This is a genomic window from Pseudoalteromonas sp. GB56, assembly GCF_054923835.1.
Map to the genome: position 1 here is coordinate 219,766 of NZ_JBPCHK010000001.1, position 26,900 is coordinate 246,665.

19 protein-coding genes are annotated in these 26,900 nt (G+C 46.2%); 7 read left to right on the forward strand and 12 right to left on the reverse strand.

All coding sequences use genetic code 11. The features are described from left to right. Positions 1-18 precede the first annotated feature (18 nt). Positions 19-534: a GNAT family N-acetyltransferase gene (locus ACH19P_RS01080; RefSeq protein ID WP_462156693.1), complete on the forward strand. Its 516-nt coding sequence runs from the start codon at positions 19-21 to the stop codon at positions 532-534. A 114-nt stretch (positions 535-648) separates the two neighbouring features. Next, positions 649-1,815, forward strand: coding sequence for a hypothetical protein (locus ACH19P_RS01085; RefSeq protein WP_462156694.1), 1,167 nt, complete (start codon positions 649-651; stop codon positions 1,813-1,815). Between the two features lie 58 nt (positions 1,816-1,873). On the opposite strand, the gene ACH19P_RS01090 is transcribed toward ACH19P_RS01085, so the two are convergent. The 4 genes from ACH19P_RS01090 to ACH19P_RS01105 form a co-directional block, all read right to left on the reverse strand. After that, positions 1,874-2,272: a hypothetical protein gene (locus ACH19P_RS01090; protein WP_462156695.1), complete on the reverse strand. Its 399-nt coding sequence runs from the start codon at positions 2,270-2,272 to the stop codon at positions 1,874-1,876. A 95-nt stretch (positions 2,273-2,367) separates the two neighbouring features. Then, positions 2,368-3,930 (reverse strand): diguanylate cyclase domain-containing protein, encoded by a 1,563-nt coding sequence (locus tag ACH19P_RS01095; protein ID WP_462156696.1) that lies wholly within the window; start codon positions 3,928-3,930, stop codon positions 2,368-2,370. Then, positions 3,842-4,354 carry a hypothetical protein gene (locus ACH19P_RS01100; RefSeq protein WP_462156697.1) on the reverse strand — a complete coding sequence of 171 codons (513 nt, stop codon included), beginning with the start codon at positions 4,352-4,354 and terminating at the stop codon, positions 3,842-3,844. The genes ACH19P_RS01095 and ACH19P_RS01100 overlap by 89 nt, the downstream gene beginning before the upstream one ends. Before the next feature lie 187 nt (positions 4,355-4,541). Then, positions 4,542-5,774 (reverse strand): TMEM143 family protein, encoded by a 1,233-nt coding sequence (locus ACH19P_RS01105; protein ID WP_462159292.1) that lies wholly within the window; start codon positions 5,772-5,774, stop codon positions 4,542-4,544. 356 nt (positions 5,775-6,130) lie between these two features. Between ACH19P_RS01105 and ACH19P_RS01110 the strand changes: the two genes are divergently transcribed. Then, positions 6,131-6,811, forward strand: coding sequence for a TorF family putative porin (locus ACH19P_RS01110; protein WP_462156698.1), 681 nt, complete (start codon positions 6,131-6,133; stop codon positions 6,809-6,811). A gap of 76 nt (positions 6,812-6,887) precedes the next feature. On the opposite strand, the gene ACH19P_RS01115 is transcribed toward ACH19P_RS01110, so the two are convergent. Continuing rightward, positions 6,888-7,775 (reverse strand): aldo/keto reductase, encoded by an 888-nt coding sequence (locus ACH19P_RS01115; protein WP_462156699.1) that lies wholly within the window; start codon positions 7,773-7,775, stop codon positions 6,888-6,890. An 85-nt stretch (positions 7,776-7,860) separates the two neighbouring features. Between ACH19P_RS01115 and ACH19P_RS01120 the strand changes: the two genes are divergently transcribed. Beyond that, the gene (locus ACH19P_RS01120) at positions 7,861-8,664 is read left to right on the forward strand and encodes an endonuclease/exonuclease/phosphatase family protein (protein WP_462156700.1); all 804 of its coding nucleotides are present in this window, start codon (positions 7,861-7,863) and stop codon (positions 8,662-8,664) included. Positions 8,665-8,683: 19 nt separating this feature from the next. On the opposite strand, the gene ACH19P_RS01125 is transcribed toward ACH19P_RS01120, so the two are convergent. Further along, positions 8,684-12,268: an ABC transporter permease/M1 family aminopeptidase gene (locus ACH19P_RS01125; RefSeq protein ID WP_462156701.1), complete on the reverse strand. Its 3,585-nt coding sequence runs from the start codon at positions 12,266-12,268 to the stop codon at positions 8,684-8,686. 9 nt (positions 12,269-12,277) lie between these two features. Beyond that, complete coding sequence (locus tag ACH19P_RS01130; RefSeq protein ID WP_462156702.1) at positions 12,278-13,162, reverse strand: ABC transporter ATP-binding protein; 885 nt, start codon at positions 13,160-13,162, stop codon at positions 12,278-12,280. A gap of 186 nt (positions 13,163-13,348) precedes the next feature. Here ACH19P_RS01130 and ACH19P_RS01135 point away from each other — a divergent pair, with 186 nt between their 5' ends. Further along, positions 13,349-14,029 carry a nitroreductase family protein gene (locus ACH19P_RS01135; RefSeq protein WP_462156703.1) on the forward strand — a complete coding sequence of 227 codons (681 nt, stop codon included), beginning with the start codon at positions 13,349-13,351 and terminating at the stop codon, positions 14,027-14,029. Here ACH19P_RS01135 and ACH19P_RS01140 read toward each other — a convergent pair. From ACH19P_RS01140 to ACH19P_RS01150, 3 genes are read right to left on the reverse strand one after another with little or no spacing between them, the layout of a single operon-like run. Continuing rightward, positions 14,021-15,076 (reverse strand): efflux RND transporter periplasmic adaptor subunit, encoded by a 1,056-nt coding sequence (locus tag ACH19P_RS01140; RefSeq protein ID WP_462156704.1) that lies wholly within the window; start codon positions 15,074-15,076, stop codon positions 14,021-14,023. The two genes, ACH19P_RS01135 and ACH19P_RS01140, sit on opposite strands and share 9 nt — an antisense overlap. Beyond that, positions 15,066-18,338 (reverse strand): efflux RND transporter permease subunit, encoded by a 3,273-nt coding sequence (locus ACH19P_RS01145; RefSeq protein WP_462156705.1) that lies wholly within the window; start codon positions 18,336-18,338, stop codon positions 15,066-15,068. Before ACH19P_RS01145 ends, ACH19P_RS01140 begins: the two co-directional genes overlap by 11 nt. A gap of 3 nt (positions 18,339-18,341) precedes the next feature. Beyond that, positions 18,342-18,638, reverse strand: a complete 297-nt coding sequence (locus tag ACH19P_RS01150; protein WP_462156706.1) for an ArsR/SmtB family transcription factor — start codon at positions 18,636-18,638, stop codon at positions 18,342-18,344. Positions 18,639-18,765: 127 nt separating this feature from the next. On the opposite strand from ACH19P_RS01150, the gene ACH19P_RS01155 reads away from it, so the two are divergent. Beyond that, the gene (locus ACH19P_RS01155; RefSeq protein ID WP_462156707.1) at positions 18,766-18,954 is read left to right on the forward strand and encodes a YgaP family membrane protein; all 189 of its coding nucleotides are present in this window, start codon (positions 18,766-18,768) and stop codon (positions 18,952-18,954) included. A 1-nt stretch (position 18,955) separates the two neighbouring features. Then, the gene (locus tag ACH19P_RS01160; RefSeq protein WP_462156708.1) at positions 18,956-19,300 is read left to right on the forward strand and encodes a rhodanese-like domain-containing protein; all 345 of its coding nucleotides are present in this window, start codon (positions 18,956-18,958) and stop codon (positions 19,298-19,300) included. Positions 19,301-19,407: 107 nt separating this feature from the next. On the opposite strand, the gene ACH19P_RS01165 is transcribed toward ACH19P_RS01160, so the two are convergent. Together ACH19P_RS01165 and ACH19P_RS01170 are read right to left on the reverse strand one after the other, a co-directional pair. Further along, complete coding sequence (locus tag ACH19P_RS01165) at positions 19,408-23,721, reverse strand: alpha-1,6-glucosidase domain-containing protein (RefSeq protein ID WP_462156709.1); 4,314 nt, start codon at positions 23,719-23,721, stop codon at positions 19,408-19,410. Positions 23,722-23,743: 22 nt separating this feature from the next. Then, entirely contained in the window at positions 23,744-26,638 is a 2,895-nt protein-coding gene (locus ACH19P_RS01170) for a TonB-dependent receptor (protein WP_462156710.1), read from the reverse strand. Between the last annotated feature and the right edge of the window lie 262 nt (positions 26,639-26,900).

Genomic DNA, 26,900 nt, shown 5'->3' on the forward strand with positions numbered 1-26,900 from the left:
ATACAAAAAGGGGAATAGATGAATATCTTAATAGATACTCCGCGGCTACAAATGCGAGAGTTTTGCATGGAAGACGCCGAAGCGGTATTAGCGTTTAATGCAAATGAAGAAGTCACACGCTACACAGGTGATGCAGGACTCGTTAAAACACTTGAAGATGCTAAAAAGGTCATCTCTGAAATTTGGCTAAGTGACTACAGTAAATACGGCTATGGGCGCTATGCCCTGATACACAAAGCGGATAACAAGATAATTGGCTTCTGTGGATTAAAATATGACCCTGAACTACCAGGCACCGACTTGGGTTATCGCATGCTGCCGGAATATTGGGGGCAAGGACTAGGCTATGAAGCGGCAAAAGCGGCGTTCGATTATGGCCTTGAAACTTTAAAACTAACGCACATCATTGCTGAAGCTGACACCGCTAATCTAGGGTCCATTAAGATTATTGAAAATTTAGGCTTCACTCTGTGCGATAAATACGAAAAATGGGGGCACCCTCTGCTTCGCTATGAATACACAGTTACCTCGTGAACCAGCGGAGTAAATTGAAAAGTCAATATTGCAACAAAACTCAATCTCAGTATGATGCACAGCCCCGCTAATGTCGGGGCTGTGTTGTATCTAGTGAAGCGAGAAGTACCGAGCATGAAGAAGTTGCTGATTTCCCCATCAAAAATGGCGTTGGCCGAACAAGAAAGCCTGATTTATCAAAATATCCTAAAACAAGCGACAGACATCAGTCTTAATTTAATGGCTGTAAAAGTCGACAATCATCCCGAGGACTTTCTTGGTTGGTGCTATGAACTTCTTGATATTGTAACAACTCGTCTTAATTTCGATTTGCTGGAGCCATCGCAACTACCAACGGTTAAAAAGTTACAGACTTTACTAAAAGACGCGATTAGCTTTTTACAATTAAAGACCCTGCGTGTAGCTCCATGGCCTGTAATATGTGAATACTTAAAGCACAATAGCGACCGCGTGTTACTGGGTGAACATCTGGCACTATGTGCTCATATCAAACAGATTCTAGCAACACCGTTCCAAGAATTAACCGCCGAGGATAGGCTGACACTCACCGGTAAACACACAGCAAATCATGACCCTGCGGTATATCGTTTTGATGTTGAACACTTTGCCAGCACAAAAAGTGCAAAAGCGTTTCACCAACAAGTAGATGAACAGCCTCATGCTGTGAATGATGCGCTCGCTCTCATTCCCCTAACGGGTGACGTGACGATTGAACACTACCAAGCCTTTGTAATGGCTTACCTACAATTGTTTGTTGGAAGTGATGACAAACCAACACTCGCACCGGCAACACGATTACTGGCAATGCGTCGCCCCGATGTTTTCACTCCACTTACTAGTTCAAAAATGGACGCATTGTGTTCTGCGCTCAATATTGCCAAGTTGAACAATCGCGACTTCGAACGTTATTGGCAAGATATGGTGTTAACGATCGCTAAATTGCCTTGGTTTTCCATGGCGCACGCGCAAGACGAGCAAGAACAACAACTAGCAGATATCAAAGCCTTACTGCCATGCCTATTTTTCTACTTTGACGAAGATGCTAATGAGCAGTCGAACTACTACAAGCTGTTACACAAACCCAAGCGCAGCACGAGCAATGTAAATACATCGGGCCGTAAACGCTCGAAAGAGTCAGCAGAGCAAATCGTTGACCGAGCATTAGCGCAAGACGATATTCCTCAGCACATTCGTGACAAACGCGATTCAATTGTGCAAGAAGTGGAAAAAGGGCGCAGCGTCGCGGACACCATCAGTTTGATGCGCGCGATTTTTGGATAAACACCCGATTTCAAAGCGCCGTAAGGCGCTTTGTACCCTAGTACCAAAGTTCAACGATTCATTCTGTCCGCGTATGCACGTCCAGTAGCGGGAACTTGCTATGCCCGAAATATACAGTCAGCGATAAAGTCTCATTGGCTTTAAATACCTGAGAAAATTCAATAGGACTGATGCGCTGACCATTTGCAACTACAGCATTCAAGTGCTTCTGAGTCATAGTACGTAGACCATTGGCCTGATTAGATACGGTGACGACTGCCCATCGCTCACCTTCTTCATTACTCATTAATACAACGCTATCCACCACGAATTCACTTAAATCCGGCTGAATTTTCTCATCATTGGGAAAGGCCAATTTCACGCTGTCGACAACGACCCGATCAACCATGATCACGTCATTATTCGCCCACACAGAACTTGCGCTCAATAGTGCTAACCATAAAATCCTTTTCACCATGACTGTTTCCTCAAAGGCCTGAAACAACTCACAATGTGAGCCTAATAAAGTTAATGTAGGATTAAGCGAATTGGGTTAGCACACTCGAGAGACACTCAACCGTTCGCATTAATGACCCTACGTATTAAATTCGTACCGGCTTGCTTAGCGTCGTACATAGCGGCATCAGCCAATTTAAGCAGATCGCCCGTGCGCTGTGCATCTTGCGGATATATCGCCACACCGATACTGCAACCGACACTGAGTTGATGGTCGCTAATGAACACGGACTCATTGATCGCCATCATTATTTTACTAGCAACACCCTCAGCGGAATCACCCTCCTCCATATCCTCAAGCAACACCACAAATTCATCACCGCCATACCTTGCGACGGTGTCACACTCACGAATTTGCTGACAAATTCGTGTAGCGATTGTTTTTAGTAGTTGATCGCCAACATTATGACCTAGCTCATCGTTCACGGGTTTGAACTTGTCTAAATCAATGAACAACAAACCGAGCAAACTGTCGTAGCGCTTGGCCCGCGATAGCGCTTGATTAAAACGGTCAACAAAGAGTGAACGGTTCGCCAAACCTGTTAGGTAGTCGTAATGGGCCAACATGCGCAATTGCTCTTCGGCAGCAACGCGCTCAGAAATATCCGTTAGTACAATCACATAATTGTTTACTGAACCGGCTTCATCACGCACACCATTAATGGTAATCACAACAGGAATTTCGAATCCGCTTTTGGTGTATGCCGTCAGCTCTCCTTGCCAGGTATTTTTCTGCGCCAACTCCGCCTCGATATTTAATCCCTCTGCATGGGCGTTGACGAGAAATGATGGCACTGCGCCAAGCAGTTCGTTTTCGCTAAAGGCCGTCATCTCTATATAAGTGTGATTTACAGATGCAACGTGAAGATTTCTGTCAGTGATGAGGATACCGTTGTTCGCGGAGTTAAATACGGTTGCTGCTAAGCGGATTTCATTCTGCGCTCTTTTTGATTCAGACAGGTCCAAGGTAAAGGCAATCCCTTTGTTTGTTTCGCCACCGAGTAACGCAGGGCCCACCAATACGGGAATTGCTTCCCCCGTGTCACTGACAAATACTTTTTCGAATGGCTTACAGTGTCCAACCTCCAACACTTCACGTAGCTTTTCATCATCTTGTTGATGATACTGCTCGGGAGTAATATTGCGCCAATTCACTTGCCCCCTAGCAACATCCTCTTCGCTAAATCCAAGCATTGTTAAAAAGACATTGTTTGCATCTGTGATGGCGCCATCTTTATCCCAATCGATGATTCCCAATAGCTCTGTACGATATAAGCTTTCAAACCGATTTTCACTGACTATCAGTTCCTCTTCAGCTTCAACTATACTCATCAACGCGCGGCGTGTGATCCATACGATCAGCAAAATAATCAACAGCAGCATGCATGAACCCGCAATCACTGTCACTTTCTTAATCCACCGTGCACCTTCACTTAGGACTGCCGAAAATTGATACTCTTTATCGTGCAACTGGTGGTTCAAGTTATGAAGCGCATCGACATGATTTTCGATAGCACTTTGATCATTTGTTTCAATCGCGTTTTTTAACTTTACGCCTAATGTCAGTAGCTCTTGGATGAGTACATCCGCTTCTTCCCATATGACTATGGCGTCTTTCATATACGGAAAGCTTTGAAAGTGTATAAAGAAGGTGATCAGAATCATTTATGTCTTCAGGGTCATTGCCGCCTTGTACAAACCCTTGAAACGCCCTGTCATAGTCAGGCTTGTCTGTTTGCAACGCAACACGCGCCTGACTATCCCCAAGGTTAACCTCTAATGCAGCTATGAATGACTGGTACTGCCGCACATCCTCACTGTGGGCGTAAGCCAACAAATGTCCCACCGCGTCCTTTTGCGCTTTTGCATACAGACCTTCTCCGCGCACATAACCACGCACGGCATTCAGGACACTTGTTTGTAGGTAGGAGGCCAATGACAAAACAAATAGCGCAACTATCAGTATCGATACCAATACCAACACTTTTCGTTTAATGAATGATTCTCTCTTGGTTCGATGCATTTTCGAGTTAGAGTGATTCAACGGCCTCTCCGTTTAAAATTGTTGTGCATACAACTTCAACTATCTATTTACTATAGATTACAAACTCTTGATAAGGCGGGGTTTATGGAAGGACCGAATGAAACACTATAAAGTTAACGACCTCATGGCGCGCCGCGATGCTGGCAAAACAACGGCGTTACTCGACCAGCACCATTGAAGTCTGAGTCTATTGATAGAGGTTATCCCAATAATCATCCAATATGCGTATTCCTTCAGCCAACGGCTTCGCAAGGTAACGCGCTTCATCGTGAATAACTAGACCCATATTAAGCAGTTTTCTCAGTGCATCGGTGACGTCAAAATCTAAAATGCAGCTATGTTGCTGAGCAAACCACTGCTCGATATCCTGATCAAGTTGCGCTTCTGTTGCTCCCTGATCACCTCTTATCAACAGAAACGAGTAAGCCAACAAGGCTTCTTTGCAATCTTCCTCTTCGGCTGCATCTACAAGGGTATGAAATACCCCAGCGTTATTATCGAGGTTTTTAAAATAGAGGTTATCGGATAGCGCCTTCATAAAACGAATTTTGCGGTTTTTGAATTTCGTCCACTCCTTGAATACAAAACTTCCAAATACCCCCATGCCGATACCAAACGTGATCAAATGTTTTTTTGTCACTTCCACTTCTTGATCTTGCCAACCAAACCAAAAAGCTAAAAAAGAGGCGAGCAACACGATAGACGCGCCGAGCTTGGTCACCAGCACCACCGCGCCACCGATCGCAGCAGAGCCACCGATAACCACCTTGTCGATGGGGCGCATACGTACTTCGCTGTTTGGAAATAACATTTCTAAGTCTGCTTTCGGCACATTTTGAAATAACTTGATGATGGTCGAGCCGGGCGTGAACCCCAAAGGCGTTTTTCGTTTGTTGGCAAAGTGCGTTTCATCTTTAAAAGTGATGTAGATAGCAACGCGATCATAGTTGGTAAATTGCACCTGCTTTTTACGAAGACCCCAAAAACTGCGTATCGTTTCTGTTTTTTGCGATTCCCCGCGACGATAGAACACCACCTCTTCGAAATCATCGAAGGTGACTTCAAGACGAACCTTAAACAAGGATTCCTCACTCAGCGCATGTTGTAAGTCTTGGTCTGTCACCTTTTCAAAATTGGCAGAATCCAGTAACGCAGCAAACTCTTTGGCAAACTGGTTCTTACTCTGTGCCTGCTGCGCTTGTGACGCAGTTAATAACGTGCGGGTATCGCGTTGAGGATCAAATGCGGCGTAGTTATCTTTTAGGCTTTCTAATTGTTGGTGGTACTCATAATGAATGCGATTAACCAGCAGTGAGCAAAACGAGGCAAATTCTTCTTTATTAACATGAACAGGAAGCACCTCGGTACACATACTAATGATGTCTTTTTTACGAAAAGGGATAAAGCGGTCACCAGACATGGATGTTTTCAAATTCGGTATTCATGCGTGCCATCTTAGCGCAAAGCACTCAAAACGCGTACGTTCATGGCCAATTTTATTTATAGAGCCGTAAAGCTAACAATCATGACTCCGCGATCGTTCAGCCCGATAGAGTTATGCATTTAGACTGATTTAACTCGGTGCACAAGCATAAAATATGCACCACCAAGGTGCATGCAGGGGTTTATCACTATCAGATAAAATTCCTAACTTCATCAATTAATAATCTGATAAATAAAAAGTTTTTTATTTTTTTCGGTCAAAAATCAGACATTGGCACATGCTTTGCGAAAGAGAGCGAGTAACACAGCGCTAAAATTAACAGGAATGAAACGATGAAAAAAAATAACTTAGCGAAAGTCATTGCCTTGGCGGCTTTGACGCTTACTCCTTTAGCGAGCCAAGCAGAAGTCACGGCCAACATTGCAGCCAGCTCAAATTATTACTGGCGTGGTATCACCCAGTCAGCAGATAAAGCGGCAGTATCAGGTGGCATCGATTTTTCTTCTGAGAGCGGCTTCTATGCGGGGACTTGGTTATCAAATATCGATTTTGGGGATGAAGCAAGTACTAGCTATGAACTTGACCTATACGGTGGTTTCGCTGGCTCTGCTGGTGATATGGGCTATGACGTGGGTTACATCTATTACGCGTACCCAGACGCTGCTGGCGACATCGGCTTTGGCGAAGTCTACGGTTCAGTCAGCTGGGAGTGGCTAAGTGCGGGTGCAAGCTATCTGCTTAACGCCGAAGATGATGCCACCAGTGAAGAAGACATGCTTTATCTTGAGCTTAATGCCAGCTTCACCATCTTAAACGACACTGAGCTTGCCTTACACCTAGGCCACTCTAGTGGCGATACCGTTGAAGAATGGTACGGTGAAGATGACAGCTATTTGGACTATGGCGTCAGCATTAGCAAATCAGGCTTTACATTCGGTCTATTGCAAACTGACTTAGACGCGGATGACGATTTAAAAGCGTATGTTTCGTACAGCTTAGACTTCGAGCTATAACCTCTCGCTCGACGTTGAACCTTCTTATTGTTGCTGCAAAACCAGGGCCGAAAGGCCCTTTATCTTTTTGCCGCTGTTAAGGGACTGAATGCCCTTTCGAGGCTTCCCAAATTCGATACCATTGCTCACGAGTTAGTGCCAACTGTTGCGCGTCAACAGCACTTTGCACGCGTTCGATATTACCTGTTCCCAGTACCACAGCTGGATTACTCGGGTGTTTCAACAACCATGCGTATACCACTTGGTCCATGCTCGCAGCACCAATCTCTTGAGCAATTGTGGTTAAACATTGCTGTAATCGACGTGCTTTTTCATCGTCTTGTGCGAATAAGCGTCCACCAGCAAGCGGCGACCACAACATTGGGTTTTGGCGTAATTGCTGACACTGATCTAAGGTGCCATCATCCAACGCCTGCATGTTGTATGGTGAAAATTCGATTTGATTGGTCACCAAAGGGAAATCAAGACGTGATTGCAATAAGGCTAGCTGACTAGTGGTAAAATTAGACACGCCAAAGTGCAACACATCTCCTTGCTCTTTCAGTTTCGTGAAAGCGTGTGCCACTTCGTCAGCGTCCATCAAATAATCTGGGCGGTGAATTAATAAACAATCAAGTCTATCAGTGCCAAAATTTCGCAACGATTGCTGTGCACTGGCTATAATGTGTTCGTGCGTTGAATTGTAGTGATTAACATGGCCTGGAACCGCCTTCTCACCTTGCTGTAACACAATACCACACTTAGTGATTATCTTAATTTTCTCACGGATTTCAGGCTGTAACTTAAGCACTTTGCCGAAAGCTTCTTCACACTGATATTGGCCATAGATATCCGCGTGATCAGTGTCTGTGATCCCAAGCTCGATGCATTGTTGTAAGAAAGAAAGGCTTTCTTGATCGGAACGTTGCCAATCCAGCATTCGCCAAAAACCCATGACCAAAGGAGAAATGATTCGTGTAGTCATACTTTGCATCCTAAACATTTTTTGCCACTATAACACGGCCCATCCAATGCACTTCAAGGACGTACCTACATTGCCAAGCTTTTACATGCTTTTATTACTTATTTTCGCCCATTGGCAACAGTCGGTTCTCCCAGAACAGCTCGAAAACAACCAAGTAAGTGCGAACACACCTGAACATTGCGCACAACTTATCACCCAACCTACCAAGATCAGCGCAGCTCCAGTGCCCGAACATTTTAGCGTATTAAGCTGGAATATTTACAAGGCCAGCCACCCACAGCTGCTCCCCGATTTACAAAATTTTGCTCATCAAGCTAACTTCTTATTGTTACAAGAGGCGTATGACGACCCTCAATTTGCCGTACTCAAACCCTATTCGCAATTCGCCCCTGGCTATCGCAGTTATCGCCAACAGACGGGCCTAACGGTATTAAGTGATTGGCCAACGCAATTTAATTGTCGCTTCTATCAACGTGAACCCTGGTTACGCACACCAAAAGCATCCAGTGTAAGTAGCTACGCCACCGCAAATGGCAATTCGCTACTCGTCATTAATATGCATGGCATTAACTTCACACTTGGGACGTCAGATTATGAAGAGCAACTTACGCGTCTAACGGATTTGGCCACCTTGCACACTGGCCCAATCATTTTTGCCGGAGACTTTAATACTTGGAGTGACCAACGGTGGCAGCTAGTACACGATGCACTGATTGGTTTAGGTATGCAAAGAGTGAGTTTTTCACCGGACCATCGCACGACCGCATTTGGGCTGGCGTTAGATCATGTATGGGTAAGAGGTGTGATCGTCACAGATGCACAAACACTCGAGCGCACCAGCTCTGATCACAACCCATTATTGGTATCGGTGTATATCACCACCGATTAGCTCGGTGGTGATACTAGCCTTAGAACTTCTTGATGTTATTGGCACTGTCTCTATCGACCAGTTTCACCAGAGGGTCAACACCGGCATAACTTGGCTTCTCATCCACCAACAACTCAATCACATTTTCGCCCGACTTCAGCGAATGCTTTTGCAAATAAATCACCGCGTTATTTGCGCTGAGTTTTTCAGGGTCTTCACTAAACAAGCCGATATCGATGAGTTGCTCCATCGGTTGCTCCGTTTCATTCCCCTCACCATCTGCAAATGCCTTGCTCGCAGCAATGGTTAAGGTGACCTTGTATTTACCCTGCTCGTTTGCTTCTTGGGCAACTTGCGCATCTTTCATTTCCAATTCAAACAAGGTGATACGTTTGAATTGGTCGTCAATAAACGCTTGTTCCATATCATCGGCATCAGCCTTTAAAAACGTCAACAAATCCAGCGTAGTAGGATATGGCGTATCGCTGTATTGGTATTTATTTAAGAAAGCTCTAAGCGCTGCGTTAGTGCGTTCAACACCAATACGGTCGGCAATTGCCATCATCACAATCGAGCCTTTCTGATAGTGCAGATACTGCTGGCTCTCAGAACGATAAAGCGGCATTTCTTCATAGCTTTCATTAGTACGCCCCATCAAGTAGCGATCCAGCTCGTACTTCAAGAACTTACGCAGCTTTTGCTCACCGTACTTTTCACGCAACACTTGAATCGCGCTGTATTGCGATAGGGTCTCTGAAATTACAGCGGAACCTTGTACATCTGCCGCACCAACCTGGTGCCCCCACCATTGGTGAGCGACTTCATGAGCTGTTACATAGTATGGTGCGTTGATGTCATCAGGGTCACGCAAATCGGTAATGAAGCCGATATTTTCAGAGTACGGTACAGTATTGGCAAAGCTTTGTGCAAAAGAACGGTAACCTGGGAACTCCAAAATACGCAATTGTTTGTGCTGATAAGGGCCAAACACCGCAGTGAAATAGTCAATCGAGTCCTTCGTTGCTTGAATCATGGTATCCACGTTCCACGCATGGTCTCGGTGATAATACACTTCGATATTAATGCCTTTATGTCGCTCTTTTTTCACTTCAAGCTGAGCAGACATAATGTTGTAGAAGTGCACCATGGGCGCATCCATTTTATATTGGAAGCTGCGACGACCTTTGTCTTTATCCACTTCTTCACGCTGCAGATAACCAGGCGCAATTGCAAACTGATCAATGTCGGTGGTGATTGTGGCGCTAAAGTCGATGAAGCCCACTCCTTGACCGAAAAAGCTTTGGTTATAGTAGCGACTGTCTTCGAGTTTGTGCGCGCGCTCTAGTTCAGGCAAGCCTCGCTTGCGACGCTCGTTTCGATCGAACAGTTGATAATCTTCACGATAACCGAACACAGGGAACAACTCGTAGTTATTGATAAAGGTGCCATTTTCGACCAACTGCGTATCAAAGCCATTGTTCTTGAAGCCGTGATGTTCACGTACGACTGACATTTCACCTTTACGGACTTCATTAGGCTGCAATGGCGTATCAAACTCGTACCACCATGATTTAAAGTCAGGCAACTCTTCACCTAACTGGCCACCTTCAAGATTAAGCTGCCATTGTGATGAAAAACGCGGTTTACTCACTAAGAAACGAGAGATAGCCTCATCGCTGGTGTTAGTAAATTCAATCTCAGCCTTAGCCACTAAGCGTCGTTCCTTTGGATAAATATCCGCAGTGACATCTACTTTAGTCACTACAGGGATCGGTGACTCTTTATACTGGACCAACTGTTGCTCGTACTGTGTACGCAGATCTTCGCTTTGGTCATTTGTTTGATAGTCATTCAATACTCGGGTGTTGTGGTAAATCCACGTACCGCTGGCCACAAAAATCACCAAACCCACTGCAACAACACTCTTTCCTTTGCTGCCTAAGTGATAACCCAATAAACGTAAGCGTGACGCTAAACTCTGGTCAGGGCCGCGATGCCATAGTGCATAACCTAAAGCGCCAAGCACCAAGGTTAACCCTAACCAATACAAGTTATACCAATGTACACCCGTTAAAAAATGACCATAAGTGTTTAAATCTGAATAGGGTGCAGACGGTGATTGAGCAAAACGATACATATTGTGGCTAAAACCATAGTTGCTCAGGACCATATTTACCGCGTAGTAAACGATAAACAGCAGCATACCCACGTATTTATTCGGGCTGATCACTTGGAAGAAGAATGCCAAAATCGTGGTCATGATGAGCGGAACCATGGTCATATAACCTAAGCGGAACAAGTATTGCCCTAACTCAATGTTAAATTGCCCCTTAATCAGCTGATATGTGATGGTGAACATCATGCCTGCTGTATAAAGCAGTAAAAGAACCGTGGTGATTGCCAGTAATTTTGATGCCCAAAACACCAAGTTATGTGTTGGGTATGAATCGATGATGTCACCAAAGTTCGAATTGCGTTCACGCCAAACCACTTCAGCGCTGTAGTACACCAAAATGATAATCATGAAGATGCCCATCACCCCTTTAATAAGTGGGATCATGGCTTGGGTTAGCGGCCAGTTCGAGGTGCCGTACCATTGTCCAGGTACTAGCAGCGGCGAAATAAGCATGAACAAGGTGAGCGCTGCCAAAATCATAAAGGGTGCACTGAACACCACTTGCACAATTTCAAAGCGCGTACGCAATAAAAATTGGCTTTTAATACTGATATTCTGAGGTCTTACAGCAATCTTATTTTCCAAAGCTTGCTGAGCACGTTTAAGCATTGACGCTGAAGGTTGCTGTTGCTTTTTGTCCTTACCACCGTTTTTGAATCCACCTCTGAGGCCAAATAACGCAAACATTACCATGCCAACTGCCAACCAGATCAAACGGTTGTAGAGCACATTTCCCTCAAGAACGAGTGTTTGCGTTTCCTTTTCGGCCACAGTCCAATAGCGCGTCGCTTCTGCAAATGCACCATAACCGAAAGGATCAAACAAGGCCGCCCATAAACGAAACTCTGGCTGATCGAAATACACAGATACGGTGTTGTAGCCGATGAAAAGCATCACCGCTGCAATGTACACCGCCATCATGGTACGAAAACGCAGTGCGGCCACATGACAACTTACCGCCATCACAAACAAGGTAGGCACCGCTAAGATTAAGAAAGGCTGTGAATAATATGAGAATTTATTAGGTGCCAACAGTTCTGGGTCTAACCAACCTATGATGGAACCAAACCATGTGCCCAAGAATATGCCCAATGGCACAAAAGCGAACACGACTAACGTCACCAAGAATGAGCCCAAAAAGCGTCCCGCATGGTAGCTTTTGTGAGCGATTGGCTTAGAGTAAACAAGCTCGGCCATTCTCTCACTGTCATTTCGTATGGTGGAGGAGGCAACAAAATTCACCACGGCGAACAAGGCGAAAATCAACATCACCGTAGTAACCATCAATATGGTGTAGGGGCTATTTGCATTAACATTGCTACCGCCTATTTGCACATTGTCAGAAACAGTCGCCAAGAATGAAAGTAAGAAAAACAGCAAACTACATACGTAGAAAGAGGGCTGGCGAACGAAGTAGCGCAGCTCAAAGGCTAACATTTTTAACAGCATGACCCCTCCTTAGGCAGAGACTGCTTGGCGTTGCTGATGCAACGTCGAGAAGTACACGTCTTCTAAACTACTGGTTACCGACTCAAAACCTTCAGGTGCTTGATCAGCGAACACATGCAAGATGGTGTTACCCGCAAACAATCGCTTCGAGATCACAGGCAGTGCTTGCTCAAGTTCTTGTACTTCTTGCTGCGTCACCACTTCTTTGCGCCAAATACGGCCATTTAATTGATGCGTTAGGTCTATTGGATTGCCTTTTAAGAGGATTTCGCCGCCTGCTAGAACCGCCATATTAGGGCACAGTTCACTAACATCATCTACGATATGGGTTGAGAGAATAACGACTTTTTGTTCCCCTAAACTCACCAGCAAATTGTGGAAACGGTTACGTTCTTCAGGGTCTAGACCCGCAGTTGGTTCATCTACAATCAATAAGTCTGGGTCGCCTAACAAGGCTTGCGCGATACCAAATCGCTGGCGCATACCGCCAGAAAAGCCACTCACAGATTTAGACTTGTGTTGATATAAGTTGGTATGTGCAAGCAAACCTTCAACAACTTCTTTACGCTCTTTGGCATTGTTGAGCCCTTTGAGCACAGCCATATGATCAAGTAACTCAAAGGCACTAATACGCGGATAAACACCAAAGTCTTGAGGTAAATAGCCTAAGCGACGACGCGTTTCTTGTGGTTGTGTTAATACGTCAATGCCATCGAAGGTAATGCTGCCGCTGTCGGCACTTTGCAACGTTGCGATAGTACGCATCAGCGACGATTTGCCCGCCCCATTGGGACCCAATAGACCAAACATACCCTTGGGTATTTCCAAGTCCACTCCTTTGAGAGCCTGAACACCATTGCTATAGGTTTTGGTAAGACCTTGAATTGTTAGCACCTGTTTATCCTTAAATTAGCTTTTATTATCTATGCTGGTTATACCATAGGGGTACAGTGGCACAAAGGTGAATGAGACATTAATAATGTAAAAATTTATAACAAACAAGCTTGCTGCCCCCGATTCAAATGGGTATAAAAAATAGTAACTTACCAATTCAGTTGTCGCGTACACATAGGAGCAAGCATGCAACCTCATGAACACCAACCACTGTGTGATTTCATCGAGTACCCAGAGCAAGAGATGCAAGCACGAGCAGATGAATTTCTAGAGACCGCGAAACGCCGCCACAGCATTCGTAAATTTAGCGACCGTCCTGTTAGTGCTGAGCTCATTAAAACCTGTATTAAAGCGGCAGGAACAGCACCCAGTGGCGCTAATCATCAGCCATGGCATTTTGTCGCCATTAATTCTGCGGATGTGAAAAAGCAAATTCGTGAGCAGGCCGAACAACTCGAACGCTCGTTTTATGAGGGCCGAGCGGGACAGGAATGGTTGGACGCATTAAAGCCTTTGGGTACCGATGCGCAAAAACCCTATCTAGAGCACGCGCCATGGCTTATTGCGGTATTTAGTCAGAAAAAAGGCGGCTTACATACGGAAGATAAAAACACTAACTACTACGTTCATGAGTCGGTGGGCTTAGCAACGGGTTTTTTAATACAAGCTTTGCATCGAAGTGGGTTGGCCACCTTAACCCACACGCCAAAACCAATGAGTTTTCTAACCGAAATATGTGGTCGAGACAGAGATAACGAGCGCCCCTATATGCTTATCATAGCGGGTTATCCAGCGGAAGATGCCACAGTACCCGCACACGCTTTACAGAAAAAGACGCTCGATGAAATAGCTACTTTTTTAGAGTAAGTTAGGCTGTGCATCCAAGGCGAGCTCATCGCCTGGCTGCAAGCCACTGATCACTTCTATTTTGTCCCCTTGGGGCTGGCCTAAACGCACATAGCGGCGTTTCGCTTCCTTATTTTCAACCACATACACCATATCTAATTGGCCGAAGCTATGTACCAAAGCGGGCTCGATTAACACCGCTTGGCGAGTTGGCAACGGCAACTCAAGCTCTGCGAATAAGCCTGGTAATAACTGAGTTGAATTGGGCGCACCAAAGCGCATTAACAACGAACGAGAAGCACTGTCTGCCGCTGGCACAATTTCCACAAGCTCGGTGGACGCTTCAATTGCCAATGCGGGGATGGTCACTTGGCGTACATCAGCAAGCTGCAGATTTACCGCCTGTTGTTCACGTACCGCAAACTCAAGCTGCATTTGCTGTGGATTGTAAATGGCAAGCAAGGCTTGTCCGGGTGAGGCAGTATCCCCCGCTTTCGCAAATCGCTCCACCACACGCCCAGCAATAGGCGCCTTGATTGTCGCATACCCCAAAGCCACATTAGCTTGCTGTTGACGCTGTTTTGCCTGCATTAAACTCGCTGATAGATTGTCGTGACTCGCTACTGCTGCGTCGATATCACTTTGGGATACTAAGCCTTGCGCATAAAGATCTTGAGCGCGCTTTAACTGTTTTTGTGCCTGCAAGTAAGAAGCTTCCAGCGCTTTTACCTGCGCTTTCGCCTGCTGAAACTGTGCATTGAGTTCCTGCTGATCCAAACGCACCAAAACTTGACCTTGGGTGACAACATCCCCTGCTCGTACGGCCATTTCTTCAATTTGTGCCAATACGCGTGCCGCTACTGTGGTATTTTGTTGCGCAATCACGCGCCCAGGCACAGTTTCAAATTCAATTAATTCCTGATATCCAACACGGTGTGTTGCGCCAGCATACTGATGGGCGGCGTCTTTTTGTCCGGGCTCAATGTGCTGGTTAAACACGCCCGAAAACCACACGATTGCCACACCTAAAAAGCAAACCACTAAAATCATTGTAAGCTTAGCCTTCATGGGCATGCTCCTCATTTGCAAAAACAAGGTAGTACACTAGAGGCACTACCAATAATGTGAATAATGTTGAGGCAATAATGCCAAAGATAATGGCAATTGCGAGACCGCTAAACACAGGGTCAAACACGATAACAATGTTACCTAACAAGGTGGTGCCTGCGGTTAATAGCACCGGTCTCATGCGCACTCGGCCCGCCGTGACCAAGGCTTCTTTTATCGCCATGCCTTGCGCTCTAGCTTGATTAATAAACTCAACCAGTATCAGCGAGTTACGAACCACAATCCCCGCTAATGCAATCATGCCTATCATCGCTGTAGCGGTGAACAGTACGGGCTCTGGCGCTCCCGCAACCTGACGCTCCCCGAACTGATTAAGCAGTAAAAAGCCCGGCATAATGCCAATCACAGTGAGCGGAATCGCTGACATAATAATTAACGACAAACTCATTGAGCTGGTTTGAATACGCAACACTACCAGAATCGCAGTTAACGCAAAGGCAAAGGCAATGCCCATGTCCCTAAACACATCAATGGTGATGCGCCATTCTCCCTCTCCGCTGAACGACGCCTCTACACCTGGCGGTAGTTGCCATGCACTTGTACCACCAGCACTTAGGAAGGTACGTGACTGCCATTGGCTCACATCCACATCGTGAGCCCCGAAGTCAGCGCTCACATCTGAAATAATTTCAGCGGGTGTGCGACCGTTTAGTTCAGCCATCACGTAAATGACGCGCCTCAAGTCTTTGCGCACAATAACTTGTGGACGTTCAGAATCAACAAACTGCCCAACTTCCGATAACGGTACTAAAGGTTGTGGTGCGGATGTTAAACCCAACTCATTACTAGTTTGACTGAGTTGACGCTGACCTTTGATTTGCAGTGCCAGTATTTGTGCTTCATTTCGCTGCTCGTAGGGCAATGCCACATGAATAGGTAAAACTTTCGCCTCTTCAGGCACGTACAATGCCCCAACATTCTTGCCACTCACTGCGACTTCGAGCGCATCGGCAACATCTTGCGTGCTCAGCCCAGACAGTGCAGCCTTCGTTTTGTCGGTCACAAAACGAGCTTGCTGTTGTATGCGCTCCATCGTAGTATCAACTTCGACCACATGCGGCTCTTTTCGCAAGCGCTCAACCAACAATGCCGCACCTTGGCGATGTACGTCTTGACTGACAAAAGGCTCTGCGTACACTTCCGCCACTAAGGTACTCAACACTGGTGGACCTGGTGGTACTTCAATGACTTTGATGCTGACCCCATCCGTTGCAAGGTCTAACAACTGCTGGCGCATTCGCAACACCACAGCGTGAGATTGATGCTGACGTTCACTTTTATCACTGAGCAATATTCGCAGCTCACCCATGTGCTCGCCGTAACGTCGATAGTAACCGCGAACCATGCCATTAAAATCCATACTCGAAGGCTGACCTACAAATGCAGCGACTGTATTAACTTCATTGAGCTGCCAAACTTTAGCTTGTACCTTGGCAGCCATGGCCGCAGTGTCTTCCAATGATGTGCCCTCGGGCATATCGATGAGTACTTGTACTTCGCTCTTGTTGTCATAAGGGAGTAATTTGAGTGGTACCAAACGCAACACAGGTAAGCTGGCGCTGAGAACAAACAAGCCGAGTACGGCGTAGAGCACCCATTTAGCGCGACGATGACTTTGTAGGAAGTAATCAAGCAAACGTGTATAGCTGTTCGCTTGTGCCTCGTTTGTATGACTTTCTTGTGCTTGCGGCTTAAGTAGCTTCATCGCCAACCAAGGCGTTACGAAGAAAGCAACAACTGTCGAAATCGCCACACTAATGGGCACGTTAAACGCCATGGGAGCCATGTAAGGTCCCATCATTCCTGTGATGAAAGCGAGCGGAAAAAACGCCACCATAATAGTCAATGTCGACATTAACAGTGGCGTGCGGATTTCAGCCATGGCTGCAACAATGCGCTCTTGAACTGTACCTGACCTGCCCAAGTAACGGGTGATGTTATCAATACCTGTGATCGGGTCGTCCACCAGCAGGCCCAGCGCCAAAATAAGTGCAAATAGGGTGACTCGGTTGATGGTGTAACCAAAGGCCCAGTCAAAACTGAGCGTGAGACCGTAACAAATAGGCAGCGCCAAAGCGATAACAATAGCTGGACGCCAGCCGAGGAACACTCCGATAAATAGCACTACGGTGATCACCGCAAATACTAAACTGGCACCTAGATTGTTAACCTTCTCATTTGCTGTTTGGCCATAGTCTCGCAGCGTAACCACCTTTACTTCGGCTGGTAGCAACTGCTGTTGCAGCTGCTGCATTTGTGCATGCACAGCGCGCGCAACACTGACCGCATTAGCGCCGGACTGTTTGGCCACGCTTAACGTCACCATGGGCATGCTGTCAGTGTTACCGCTGTTAGTTTGTAACCATTGATAGTGCGACGGCTCACTGGGTCCGTCTACAATAGCGGCAACGCTGTCTAAACGCACAGCCTGGCCATTAACCACATTCACAACCAGCGCGCCTAGCTGCTCGACGTTACGCAGCGCATCTCCTGCTTGAACCTGAACACGCCATCGACTGTTTGCCTCTTTCACAGTGCCAACATCGCGCAATTGATTGGACGCGTTAAGTGCATATAGCACGTCTTGAATCGTCGTTTTATGCGCACTCAACGCGGCGCTATCAAGATACACATTGGCACTGCGCGTGCGACCAGCAATCACTTTTACTTCGCTGGTATCTTCTATCTGCTGCAAGTGTGTTGCGAGTTCTTGCGCTAAACGCGTTAATTGATAATCATCGTATTTTTGCTCGTCTTCGCTATACAAGCCGAGCATGACTATCGCCACATCATCCACTTCGATGGGTTTAATTTGCCACTGCTGAACAACTGGCGACATAGTGTCTTGATAAGCGTAGAGTTTTGCGTAGGTATCGATCAGTGCTTGTTCTCGAGAGTGCCCGACCTCAAAACGTAAGGTACTCACAAGTTGGCCGTTTTGCGTCATCGAGTAGATGTGCTCTACCCCTTTGATTTGCGCCAACAGCTTCTCTAGCTCAACGGTTACTAAGCGCTCCACTTCAGGTGCCTCAATATTCGGCGCAGACACCATAATATCGAGCATCGGCACGACAATTTGTGGCTCTTCTTCACGAGGGGTATTCACCATCGCGAAGCTGCCTACAACCAAAGCGAGAATAAATATAAACAGTGGCAGTGGACCACTGAGGCTTGCTTTAACTCCCTGATTTAACCATCGCATTTGTTATTCCTGACAAAATATCTCATAGAGCGTTGAAAGAATTGCGCGTGCATGATCATTGCACAGACTGTAAAAGATAGTCTGGCTTTCACGGCGTGTCGTAACTATGTCTTCTTGGCGCAATGCAGCGAGGTGCTGCGATAATGCAGACTGACTTAAAGGCACACGCTCATTAAGCTGCGAAACACTCATTTCACCTTGCTGTAAACAACATAAAATCATCAGACGATTTTTATTCGCTAATAGCTTTAACAAGGCCTGTGCTTGTTCGGCATTGTCTGCCATTTTCATGAGGTCCATACGTCTCCCCTTCTACTTTGGTAATGAGTATAGAAATTAACATTAGGGAAGTCTAATATTAATTGTTGCTAAATTAGATTCTACTAATATACTTAATTATAAATTCACTAACTGCATTGGGTGCAAAATGAAAATTAACGCAGCTTTACGGTTGATCGCTGGCATCATGATTTTATTGTCGCTATTGTTAACCTACCTAGGTGGCCCAATGTGGCTATGGTTTACCGGCTTCATCGCCTTGAACCTAATACAATCTGCGTTCAGTGGCTGGTGTCCGATGATTTCTATTCTTCGCAAATTAGGCATGGAGGAGTAATATGCTCACGCCAATCCCAGATTTACTTAAGACTATCACCCCAAACCAACGCCGTATTGATGCTCATCAAGCAAAAGCCGAGCTCGCTGAAAATCACGGCTTACTCATCGATGTTCGCGAACCCGCAGAGCATGCAACACGATCGGCGACGGGCGCTATCAACATCCCTCGCGGGGTGTTAGAAATGAAATTGATGGAAATCGAAAAAGACGCTGCACGTCCGATTTATTTGCACTGTGCGAGTAGCGTGCGCGCCACACTCGCAGCAGAGCAGTTAACTCGCGTTGGCTATGAAAATGTCACTGTGATCAGCTGCAAAGCGGATGATGTGTGTAGTGCATTTTAAGCACTTCAGCCAACAATAGAGGTCTTCATACTTCTATTTGCCAATAAAAAGCGTCACTCTCTTTCGATAAGTGACGCTTTTTTGCGTTTAACTCACTAACATACTGGCTATTGCACTGCTGATACCGTCACCGTTAGTTTACTCAAGTCTGGCCCTTTCACAGTAAAGCGATAATTGCCTGCATCAGCGATACTCAGCGCAATATTGGCCCCCACAGCTTCAAGCGGCGTTGCTTCACCAAGCACAGCAACTGGCGCGTCACCACTGCCGCCAAAGTCCACTGTACTCCAGTCTTCAGAAGCAACTTTGAACTCGTAGTCACCCGCCTCGAGTGTCACGGTTGTGCTGTACATAGCATCGCCGTCATAGATCAGTGGGTTGTCTGTCCCCCAACCATTCACACTACCGCGCAAGTAAACTTGTGTGTCGCCAAACATTTGTGCATTAAACACGGTCATTAGCGGCTCATCAAGATTACTGGCGTCAAATACAAACTGATATTGGCCATCTGCTGGGATATCAATCGTCATGTTGGAACCTTTTGCCGCGAGGAGCTTTTCGGTGCCAATAATGACCGAATTACTGCTCTCGCCAGAGCCATAATCAACCGTACTCCAATCCTCAGAAGCCACTTTAAATTCATAGCTGCCTGCTGTTAATTGCTTAGTGAAGGCGTAAATACCTTTACCTTGGTAACTTAGCTCATCGCTGGTCCCCCAACCATTCAAGCTGCCACGCAGATAGACAGGCGTGCCCACAAATGGCTCTTCGTTATACACTGTCAGAACTGGATTATCCGTATTTGTCGCATCAAACGAGAACACGTAGGTTGCATTCATGGCGGCATTAAAGGTGAGGTTTGCACCACTGCGAGTGAGTTGCTCAGCTTCGCCCTCAATGACTTCCGCTACGTCCCCTGAAAGTGCACCGAAATCAACGGTAGACCAATCCTCAGAAGCTACTTTGAATTCATAACTGCCCGCAGTCAGTGCAATCGCAATTCGGTATTCGCCATTACCCACATACTCAAAGGCATCTGCTGTACCCCAGCCATTCAATGAGCCGCGCACATACACTGTTGTACTGCCAAATGGCACGATGTCTGGTGCGCCTACTGTAGCATTCGCGCTTAAACCTTCACCTTGGGCGTCACCTTGCGGCTTAACAAAAACAGCAATGGTGTAAGCAGGAACACTGAACGTGCCTTCACCTTCACCTTGAGCAAAATAAGACGATGACATAGAGGCATCGACACTTGCTTTTAGTAATGGGTGTAATTCAAAACCTGCCGCTGTTGGTACAGTGTGCGATAACGTTTGTTCGGTACCATTCATCACCATAAGGATGGCATCAAACTGGCTATCTAAATCTGTCAGACCCACACCATCATCAATACTCATCACCACCAAACCGTGTTGTTGACGCTTACCAACATTGTGGAAACCAACTCGGTCTAAGATAGCTTGTTCAGAGGTCAGGCTAAACAGTGGACTGGTACTACGAACAGCTAGGAACTCAGCGAATACATCGCTTGCGTATTGGATGTCACTGGCCATCGCTTGAGCATTGGTATTGGCTGAAATCGGCGCAATTTCACCCCATTTACCTTGGTTATCTTGCGCAAGAGGCAAGCCAACGTTCCAGTTATTACTGTCTTTACTGAAATCGACGTAGTTGAACCAGTCGCCCGAATCATAGCTGTTGCGGTCCATTGATTTAGAACGCAGCATATCCGAACCCATTTGCATAAATGGGATACCTTGGCTCATCAGTGGCATGGCCAACGCCATGTTATGAACACGTACGCGGTCGCTAATGCTTAAGTTAGTGCCGTTTTTATATTGCAACTGGTCCCACAGCGTCTCATTGTCGTGTTTAGAGACATAGTTAATGCTGTCGGCAGGGTCTAGCGCATACGCTGCTGGCTGACCACCCCAACTGAAACTACTGCCTTTTGACGAGTTGCCCTTGAAATCTTTTAAGACGTAATTTTGCAAGTTACCTGCCAATGACAAACGTAAAGTGTCTTGCTCAGACAAGTTACCGTCAGTGGCATTGTTGCTAAAGAATGCGCCGCCGCGAATTGCTTCGCGAATACGGTCATTAAATGTACCTACCTCAGTGCCAGCCATATCCATTTGCTTCGCTTGCACGAACAAACGGTTATCAGCTACTTCCCCGAAGTTCCAACCTTCGCCGTAAAAATAGGTGTCTGGGTCTACCGCTTGTACCGCTTCAAGTGCTGCCATTATAGAGGCTTTCGGCATGTGGCCCATCACATCAAAGCGGAAGCTATCGTAGCCAAAGTCACGGGCTAGAATCACCATTGAGTCAGCGACAAACTTGTCCATCATCACGTGCTCTGTCGCTGTATTTTCACAGCAAGTCGAACGTTCGATATCGCCTGAGGTTTCGTTGTATCTGTGGTAATAACCAGGGACCAATTTATCGAAAACTGATTTATCCCAAATACCCGAGGACGTAGTGTGGTTGTAAACAACATCCAACACCACACGTAAGCCAATTTCTTGTAACGATTGGATCATCGCACGCGTTTCTTGTACGCGGGCCACACCTTCTGGTGAAGACGCATACGAACCTTCCGGTGCAATAAAGTGGTGTGGATCGTAACCCCAGTTAAAGCTATCAACACCGCGCATCGCATTGGCAAGCGCTTGGGCCTCATCTGAACCCGGTAAGTAAGATGCCATGAGATCAATGATTAATGCGCTTTTATCTTCAGTTTTACAGGCATCTGCGTCGTCATTGATACGTGTACACAACTCACCCAAAGTTGCTGTCACATCAATACGCTGGCTGGCATCTTCGTCAATGGTGCCAATGTCGGTCAACGGCAGTAAATGGAAGTGTGTTAAGCCACTATCTGCCAGTTTTTTCAGATGCTGCATTGGCGCACTATTAAGCTCGGTAAAGGCTAAGTACTTACCGCGATTCTCAGCGCTCACAGTTTCATCTCGCGCACTGAAATCACGCACATGACCTTCGTAAATAACCGCTTTTTCAGGGTAATCTATGGTAGGAACTATACGCTCATCCCAACCGCTTGGTTTTGTGTCTTCATCGTCCAAGTTAATAAGTTGGCTATATAAACCATTGGTTGAAACATTCAGAGAGTAAGGGTCGGTGCTCCACAAATTTTCTATTTTCTTAGTCGTTGGATGGTATACATCAAACACAAATCGATAGTAGTGACGATCATGCGCCAAATCGACGTTACTTGACCAAATACCCGTGTCCATATCAAAGCTCATATCAAGCTGTTCAAGCTCAGCTTTGTTGGCATCATACAGGGCCAACTTCATGTTGCTTGCAGTGGGTGCCCACACTGATACATCAATACCGTTCGTGGTGTAATGAACGCCTAATTGTGCTTCATTCGCATCGTCCTCAGCGCTGGTGTATAGGTCATCCAATGCTTTCGCAGTTTGCACGTAGGTAGCTTCGATGAGTTTGCCATCAGCGTCATAGCCTGCCACAACGAGCTGTTGTTTAATTAGCTCTTTCGCCGTAGCGGCATCCCAATTGCCTTCGTAGGCGTTCCAGCCACTCAGGTGCGGTACCTTTGCAGCTTGCTCATCACTGAGCGATGTTTCCATAAGCTCTACGGCTTGACCGTTTAGTTCACCACTGTCTGCATCAACGGCAAGGTCAGCGGCGCTAGAAGCGTGAAGTTTGATGATACTGGTAAGCTCATCACTCGGTTGATAAACAAATGTAGAGAGATCAAGCCAATGTGCAGACGCACCCGAGATACTCACTGGACGTTCGCCCAAACTCATAATCGGGTATTCAAACACTGATGCCTCACCGTGAATGGTGAAGTTCATGCGTTGAAATTTTTCGTCATCTTGCATCAGCGGCATTTTTAAGTCGATGTCACCAAATGCTTTACCCGACCCTTCGGTGCCTATATGCACAATAAAGTTAGCGCACTCGTTGTAACCCTCTTTGAGTTTTACAATCCAGTAAGCGCCATAGTTGGGGTCAATGCCATCATACTCATGGCCGTTAGCCCAATCCGTTGCATCAAATGGCGGTGCATAGGCATCACATTCCTCGTTGTTCCACGTATGCAAACGGTAGCCTTCATACGCACCATCATTGATGCGGTTATAAAACAAGATTGCTTCATCATCCGCAGGGAATACGATGGGATCTGGCAGTGTCGGGTCTGCACCAACGATACACTGTTCATTCTTGTCATCCGGTACTGTAGGGGGTGGACAATTTATAGGCGGCGGGTCGACACAGTCAGTACCCGCTGCATTAGGTACTTGTGGTACGTTACAGGTTAATAATACTTGCCCTGGCTCTATATCACTGCTGCCACCACCACATGCGCTCAGTAGAACTAGGCTTAGAGTGATCAGCAAGCGGTTTAAATTTGCTATTATTTTCATTATGTTATCTCCAACTTGCTGCTCAGTGATTATAGGTAAAACCTAAATAAAACTGGCGACCGAAGAACTGCGTCGTACCGGTTTTACTGGTTGTGCCAAAATAGCTTTGTGTTGGCTCATCAGTGAGGTTATTCACTTGCAACAACATGCCAAACGAGTCTGAGAACTGATACGAGGTTTGGAAATCCACGACGGTCTCTGCGTCAAAGTTAACCACCTGCTCATTTACCGCCACTTGCTCCGATACGAAGTCATCGCGGTAGCGCACGTTTAAACGCGTTTCAAAGTTTTCATAGCTGTAGAACAACGTGGTGTTAAATACGTTATTTGACAGTCCAGGTAGGTCTTGAGCGACCGTTTCACCACCTAAATCAGTGATTGATTGCACTTCACTCTCGGTGTAGGAGTAGCTGGCATTGACACCCAAGCCATCAAATGGTGCGGGTAAGAACGAGAATACTTGCGTATAAGCAAGTTCGATACCGCGAATATAACCACCTTCGGCATTGTTCACAGCTGTCGTATAAACACCATTGGTGGTCTCTATCTGCTCACCGCTCACAGGGTCAACAATGAAGTCAGGTACGTTGAATCCGTTGCCTTTGAAGTCAAAGTTTTCAAGCGCTACGGTATCGATAAATGAGTCGATATTCTTGTAGAAACCCGCCACGATAAACGCACCGTCAGTGTCTTCAAAGTAGCGCTCATAAGAAATATCGTATTGATCGGCATAGAAAGGTTTTAGGAATGGGTTATTGGTACTTGAACCGTTGATTTCACCGTCATTGTTAACTGATGCACTGGCATCACCTGCTAAACGGTTGATGGGTGCTCGTGCCATCACTTTAGCGGCAGCAAAACGCACTTGCGTTGCGTCGTTTACCTTGAAGTTAAGGTTGAGAGATGGTAAGTAATCGGTGAAATCAATCCCCAGTACGCTGGGTGCATACAGGCTGTTCACAATGCCATTTTCGTCGACAATGTACTGCGCCCCTAACTGCGGATCGCCACCGACATTTTCTAAAACCGTCGCAGACTGGTCAGTATCAACACGGCGAATACCGATATTACCTGTGACTGGTAAAGAACCAATTTCAGTGTCGATATTGAGCATCACATACGCCGACACCACCTCTTCATAAACCGAACCGCTTTGCAACATGGTCCATGAGTAGTTAGTGGTATAGCCTTGAGCATCTGGTTGACCGTCACCATCCAAATCCACTACGCCATCGGCATTACCCCAAGTTTGTACTGGTTGTGGGATGCCATTTGGGAACCAAGCATTGAGCGCTTTGTTAAGGTCAATGGCAAGATACGATGGGAAGTAACTGAACTCACCTTGCCAATCCACTACGGTTGCCATGTCATCTGTTAAGCGCAGTGGCGGCTGAGTAGCAGAAAATGCGCCGTCATTGCCGTATTCAAACACTGAGCGATCGTTACTGTATTCACGATCTGAATAACGTGCGCCAAATTCAATTGAGCTAAACCAGTCATTTTCCAGTTCATATTTGAAATCGAGACGAAATGCTTTCACTTCGTCTTCGTTTTCGTACGGATAAATACCGTACTTACTCACCATGACGCGATCGATATCACTAAACGCAGCGGCTTGATTAAAGCCAATATCAGGCAGATCCAAACCATTTAACTGGTAGTTAATCGATACATTGGTATCAAACACTGGATTTTCTACGGTTGCATCTTCCGCCACCAGCGCCCACAGCAAACCATTGCGGAAATTGCTTTTCGCGCGCGATAGCGACACATCGGCGTTAACGTTTAAGCGTTCTGTGACTTGCCAATCAGCATTAATGCCATAGCTATCAACTTCATCGAAATCTTGGTTGTCATCATTCACAATTTCAACACGAGTAAAACTGTTCGACGTGCGGTTGATAGCGCCGCCAATCACCGCATTGCCATCTAAAACAGGATTCGCATACACAGCTGAAGGGCCACCAAACTTCACTCGGAAGCCACGGGCAAACGATTCACTGTCAAAACGCGACAAAAACGCATCGCCTTTGAGTTTGAAGTTATCGGTTGGCACCCACTCAATTGAAGTTAAATAACCATTTCGGGTTTCTTCACCGCCTAAATGTTGCAGCTCAAAACCTTCACTGATGTACTCATTAGCAGGGTTATCCGCCGGACCGTTCGTGTCATTTTCAAGACCATCGACATCTTTATTGCCGTTGTAGTGCAAACCTATGAATTGCGTCGCGACACTCGGCTGAAACAAACGTGCATAACCTAACGCAACGCCAAGCGTTTCATCAAGAAATTTACCTTGGTATGAGAAACTAATACGATCCCCATATTCTGTGGCGTCAAATACCTCAGAAGCTCGGTCGTTATACATGCCGCGCACATTCGCCGTAAATGAATGTTGTTGGTCGTTGTCCAATGGGCTAGCTGTTTGCAGCTCAACGGTGCCGGCTACGCCGCCTTCTATCAAAGATGCTTTAGGCGATTTATAAACCGCCGCAGAGCTAATTAGCTCTGACGGGTATTGGTCGAACTCAATGCTGCGACTGCCGCTGGTTGATACTTGCTCGCGACCATTAAGGGTCGAAAATACAAACCCACCTGAGAGACCACGAATGTTAATTTCCGCCGCTTGTCCGCCCGTACGCACCGCCGAGATACCGGGTAGTCGCGTTAATGCATCGGCCATCGATACATCAGGTAAGGCACCAAGATCATCCGCAGATAGCTGCTCTGATACGGTGTCGGTAAAACGTTTTTGGTTTAGTGATTGAATTAAGCTGCGACTAAATCCACGTACTTCGATTACTTCAAGCTCAGGATCTTGCTCCTTTGCTGTTGTACTTTCTTCGTCCGTCGCGGCTATGGCACCCTGCGTTGCGAACATCGCAAGCATTAATGCACTTAGCTTGAATTTCCCCATTGGAATTCCACCCTGTTATCGTTGGAGGCTTTGCACCTGTTGTATTGTTGTTGTCAAAAACCAACTAATAAATTGTAACTAATAGGTGAATTACATGTGATGAATACGTATGCAATATGTGGGGTACGGGGTACAGCGAGGAGTGAAGGTTAAAAAACAGTCATACAAACGTGCTAGAGCGGCGAATAACCAAAAATCCCGATAATCGCAATAGAAAAAGTGCTGGCGAAACAAGCCACTCAATCAATTATGCGCAAAAACA

Coding starts and splice junctions, on each gene's coding strand:
- ACH19P_RS01080 (WP_462156693.1), top strand. CDS start 19: ATGAATATCTTAATAGATACTCCGCGGCTACAAATGCGAGAGTTTTGC.
- ACH19P_RS01085 (WP_462156694.1), top strand. CDS start 649: ATGAAGAAGTTGCTGATTTCCCCATCAAAAATGGCGTTGGCCGAACAA.
- ACH19P_RS01090 (WP_462156695.1), bottom strand. CDS start 2,272: ATGGTGAAAAGGATTTTATGGTTAGCACTATTGAGCGCAAGTTCTGTG.
- ACH19P_RS01095 (WP_462156696.1), bottom strand. CDS start 3,930: ATGAAAGACGCCATAGTCATATGGGAAGAAGCGGATGTACTCATCCAA.
- ACH19P_RS01105 (WP_462159292.1), bottom strand. CDS start 5,774: ATGTCTGGTGACCGCTTTATCCCTTTTCGTAAAAAAGACATCATTAGT.
- ACH19P_RS01110 (WP_462156698.1), top strand. CDS start 6,131: ATGAAAAAAAATAACTTAGCGAAAGTCATTGCCTTGGCGGCTTTGACG.
- ACH19P_RS01115 (WP_462156699.1), bottom strand. CDS start 7,775: ATGACTACACGAATCATTTCTCCTTTGGTCATGGGTTTTTGGCGAATG.
- ACH19P_RS01120 (WP_462156700.1), top strand. CDS start 7,861: ATGCTTTTATTACTTATTTTCGCCCATTGGCAACAGTCGGTTCTCCCA.
- ACH19P_RS01125 (WP_462156701.1), bottom strand. CDS start 12,268: ATGCTGTTAAAAATGTTAGCCTTTGAGCTGCGCTACTTCGTTCGCCAG.
- ACH19P_RS01135 (WP_462156703.1), top strand. CDS start 13,349: ATGCAACCTCATGAACACCAACCACTGTGTGATTTCATCGAGTACCCA.
- ACH19P_RS01140 (WP_462156704.1), bottom strand. CDS start 15,076: ATGAAGGCTAAGCTTACAATGATTTTAGTGGTTTGCTTTTTAGGTGTG.
- ACH19P_RS01145 (WP_462156705.1), bottom strand. CDS start 18,338: ATGCGATGGTTAAATCAGGGAGTTAAAGCAAGCCTCAGTGGTCCACTG.
- ACH19P_RS01150 (WP_462156706.1), bottom strand. CDS start 18,638: ATGGACCTCATGAAAATGGCAGACAATGCCGAACAAGCACAGGCCTTG.
- ACH19P_RS01155 (WP_462156707.1), top strand. CDS start 18,766: ATGAAAATTAACGCAGCTTTACGGTTGATCGCTGGCATCATGATTTTA.
- ACH19P_RS01160 (WP_462156708.1), top strand. CDS start 18,956: ATGCTCACGCCAATCCCAGATTTACTTAAGACTATCACCCCAAACCAA.
- ACH19P_RS01165 (WP_462156709.1), bottom strand. CDS start 23,721: ATGAAAATAATAGCAAATTTAAACCGCTTGCTGATCACTCTAAGCCTA.
- ACH19P_RS01170 (WP_462156710.1), bottom strand. CDS start 26,638: ATGGGGAAATTCAAGCTAAGTGCATTAATGCTTGCGATGTTCGCAACG.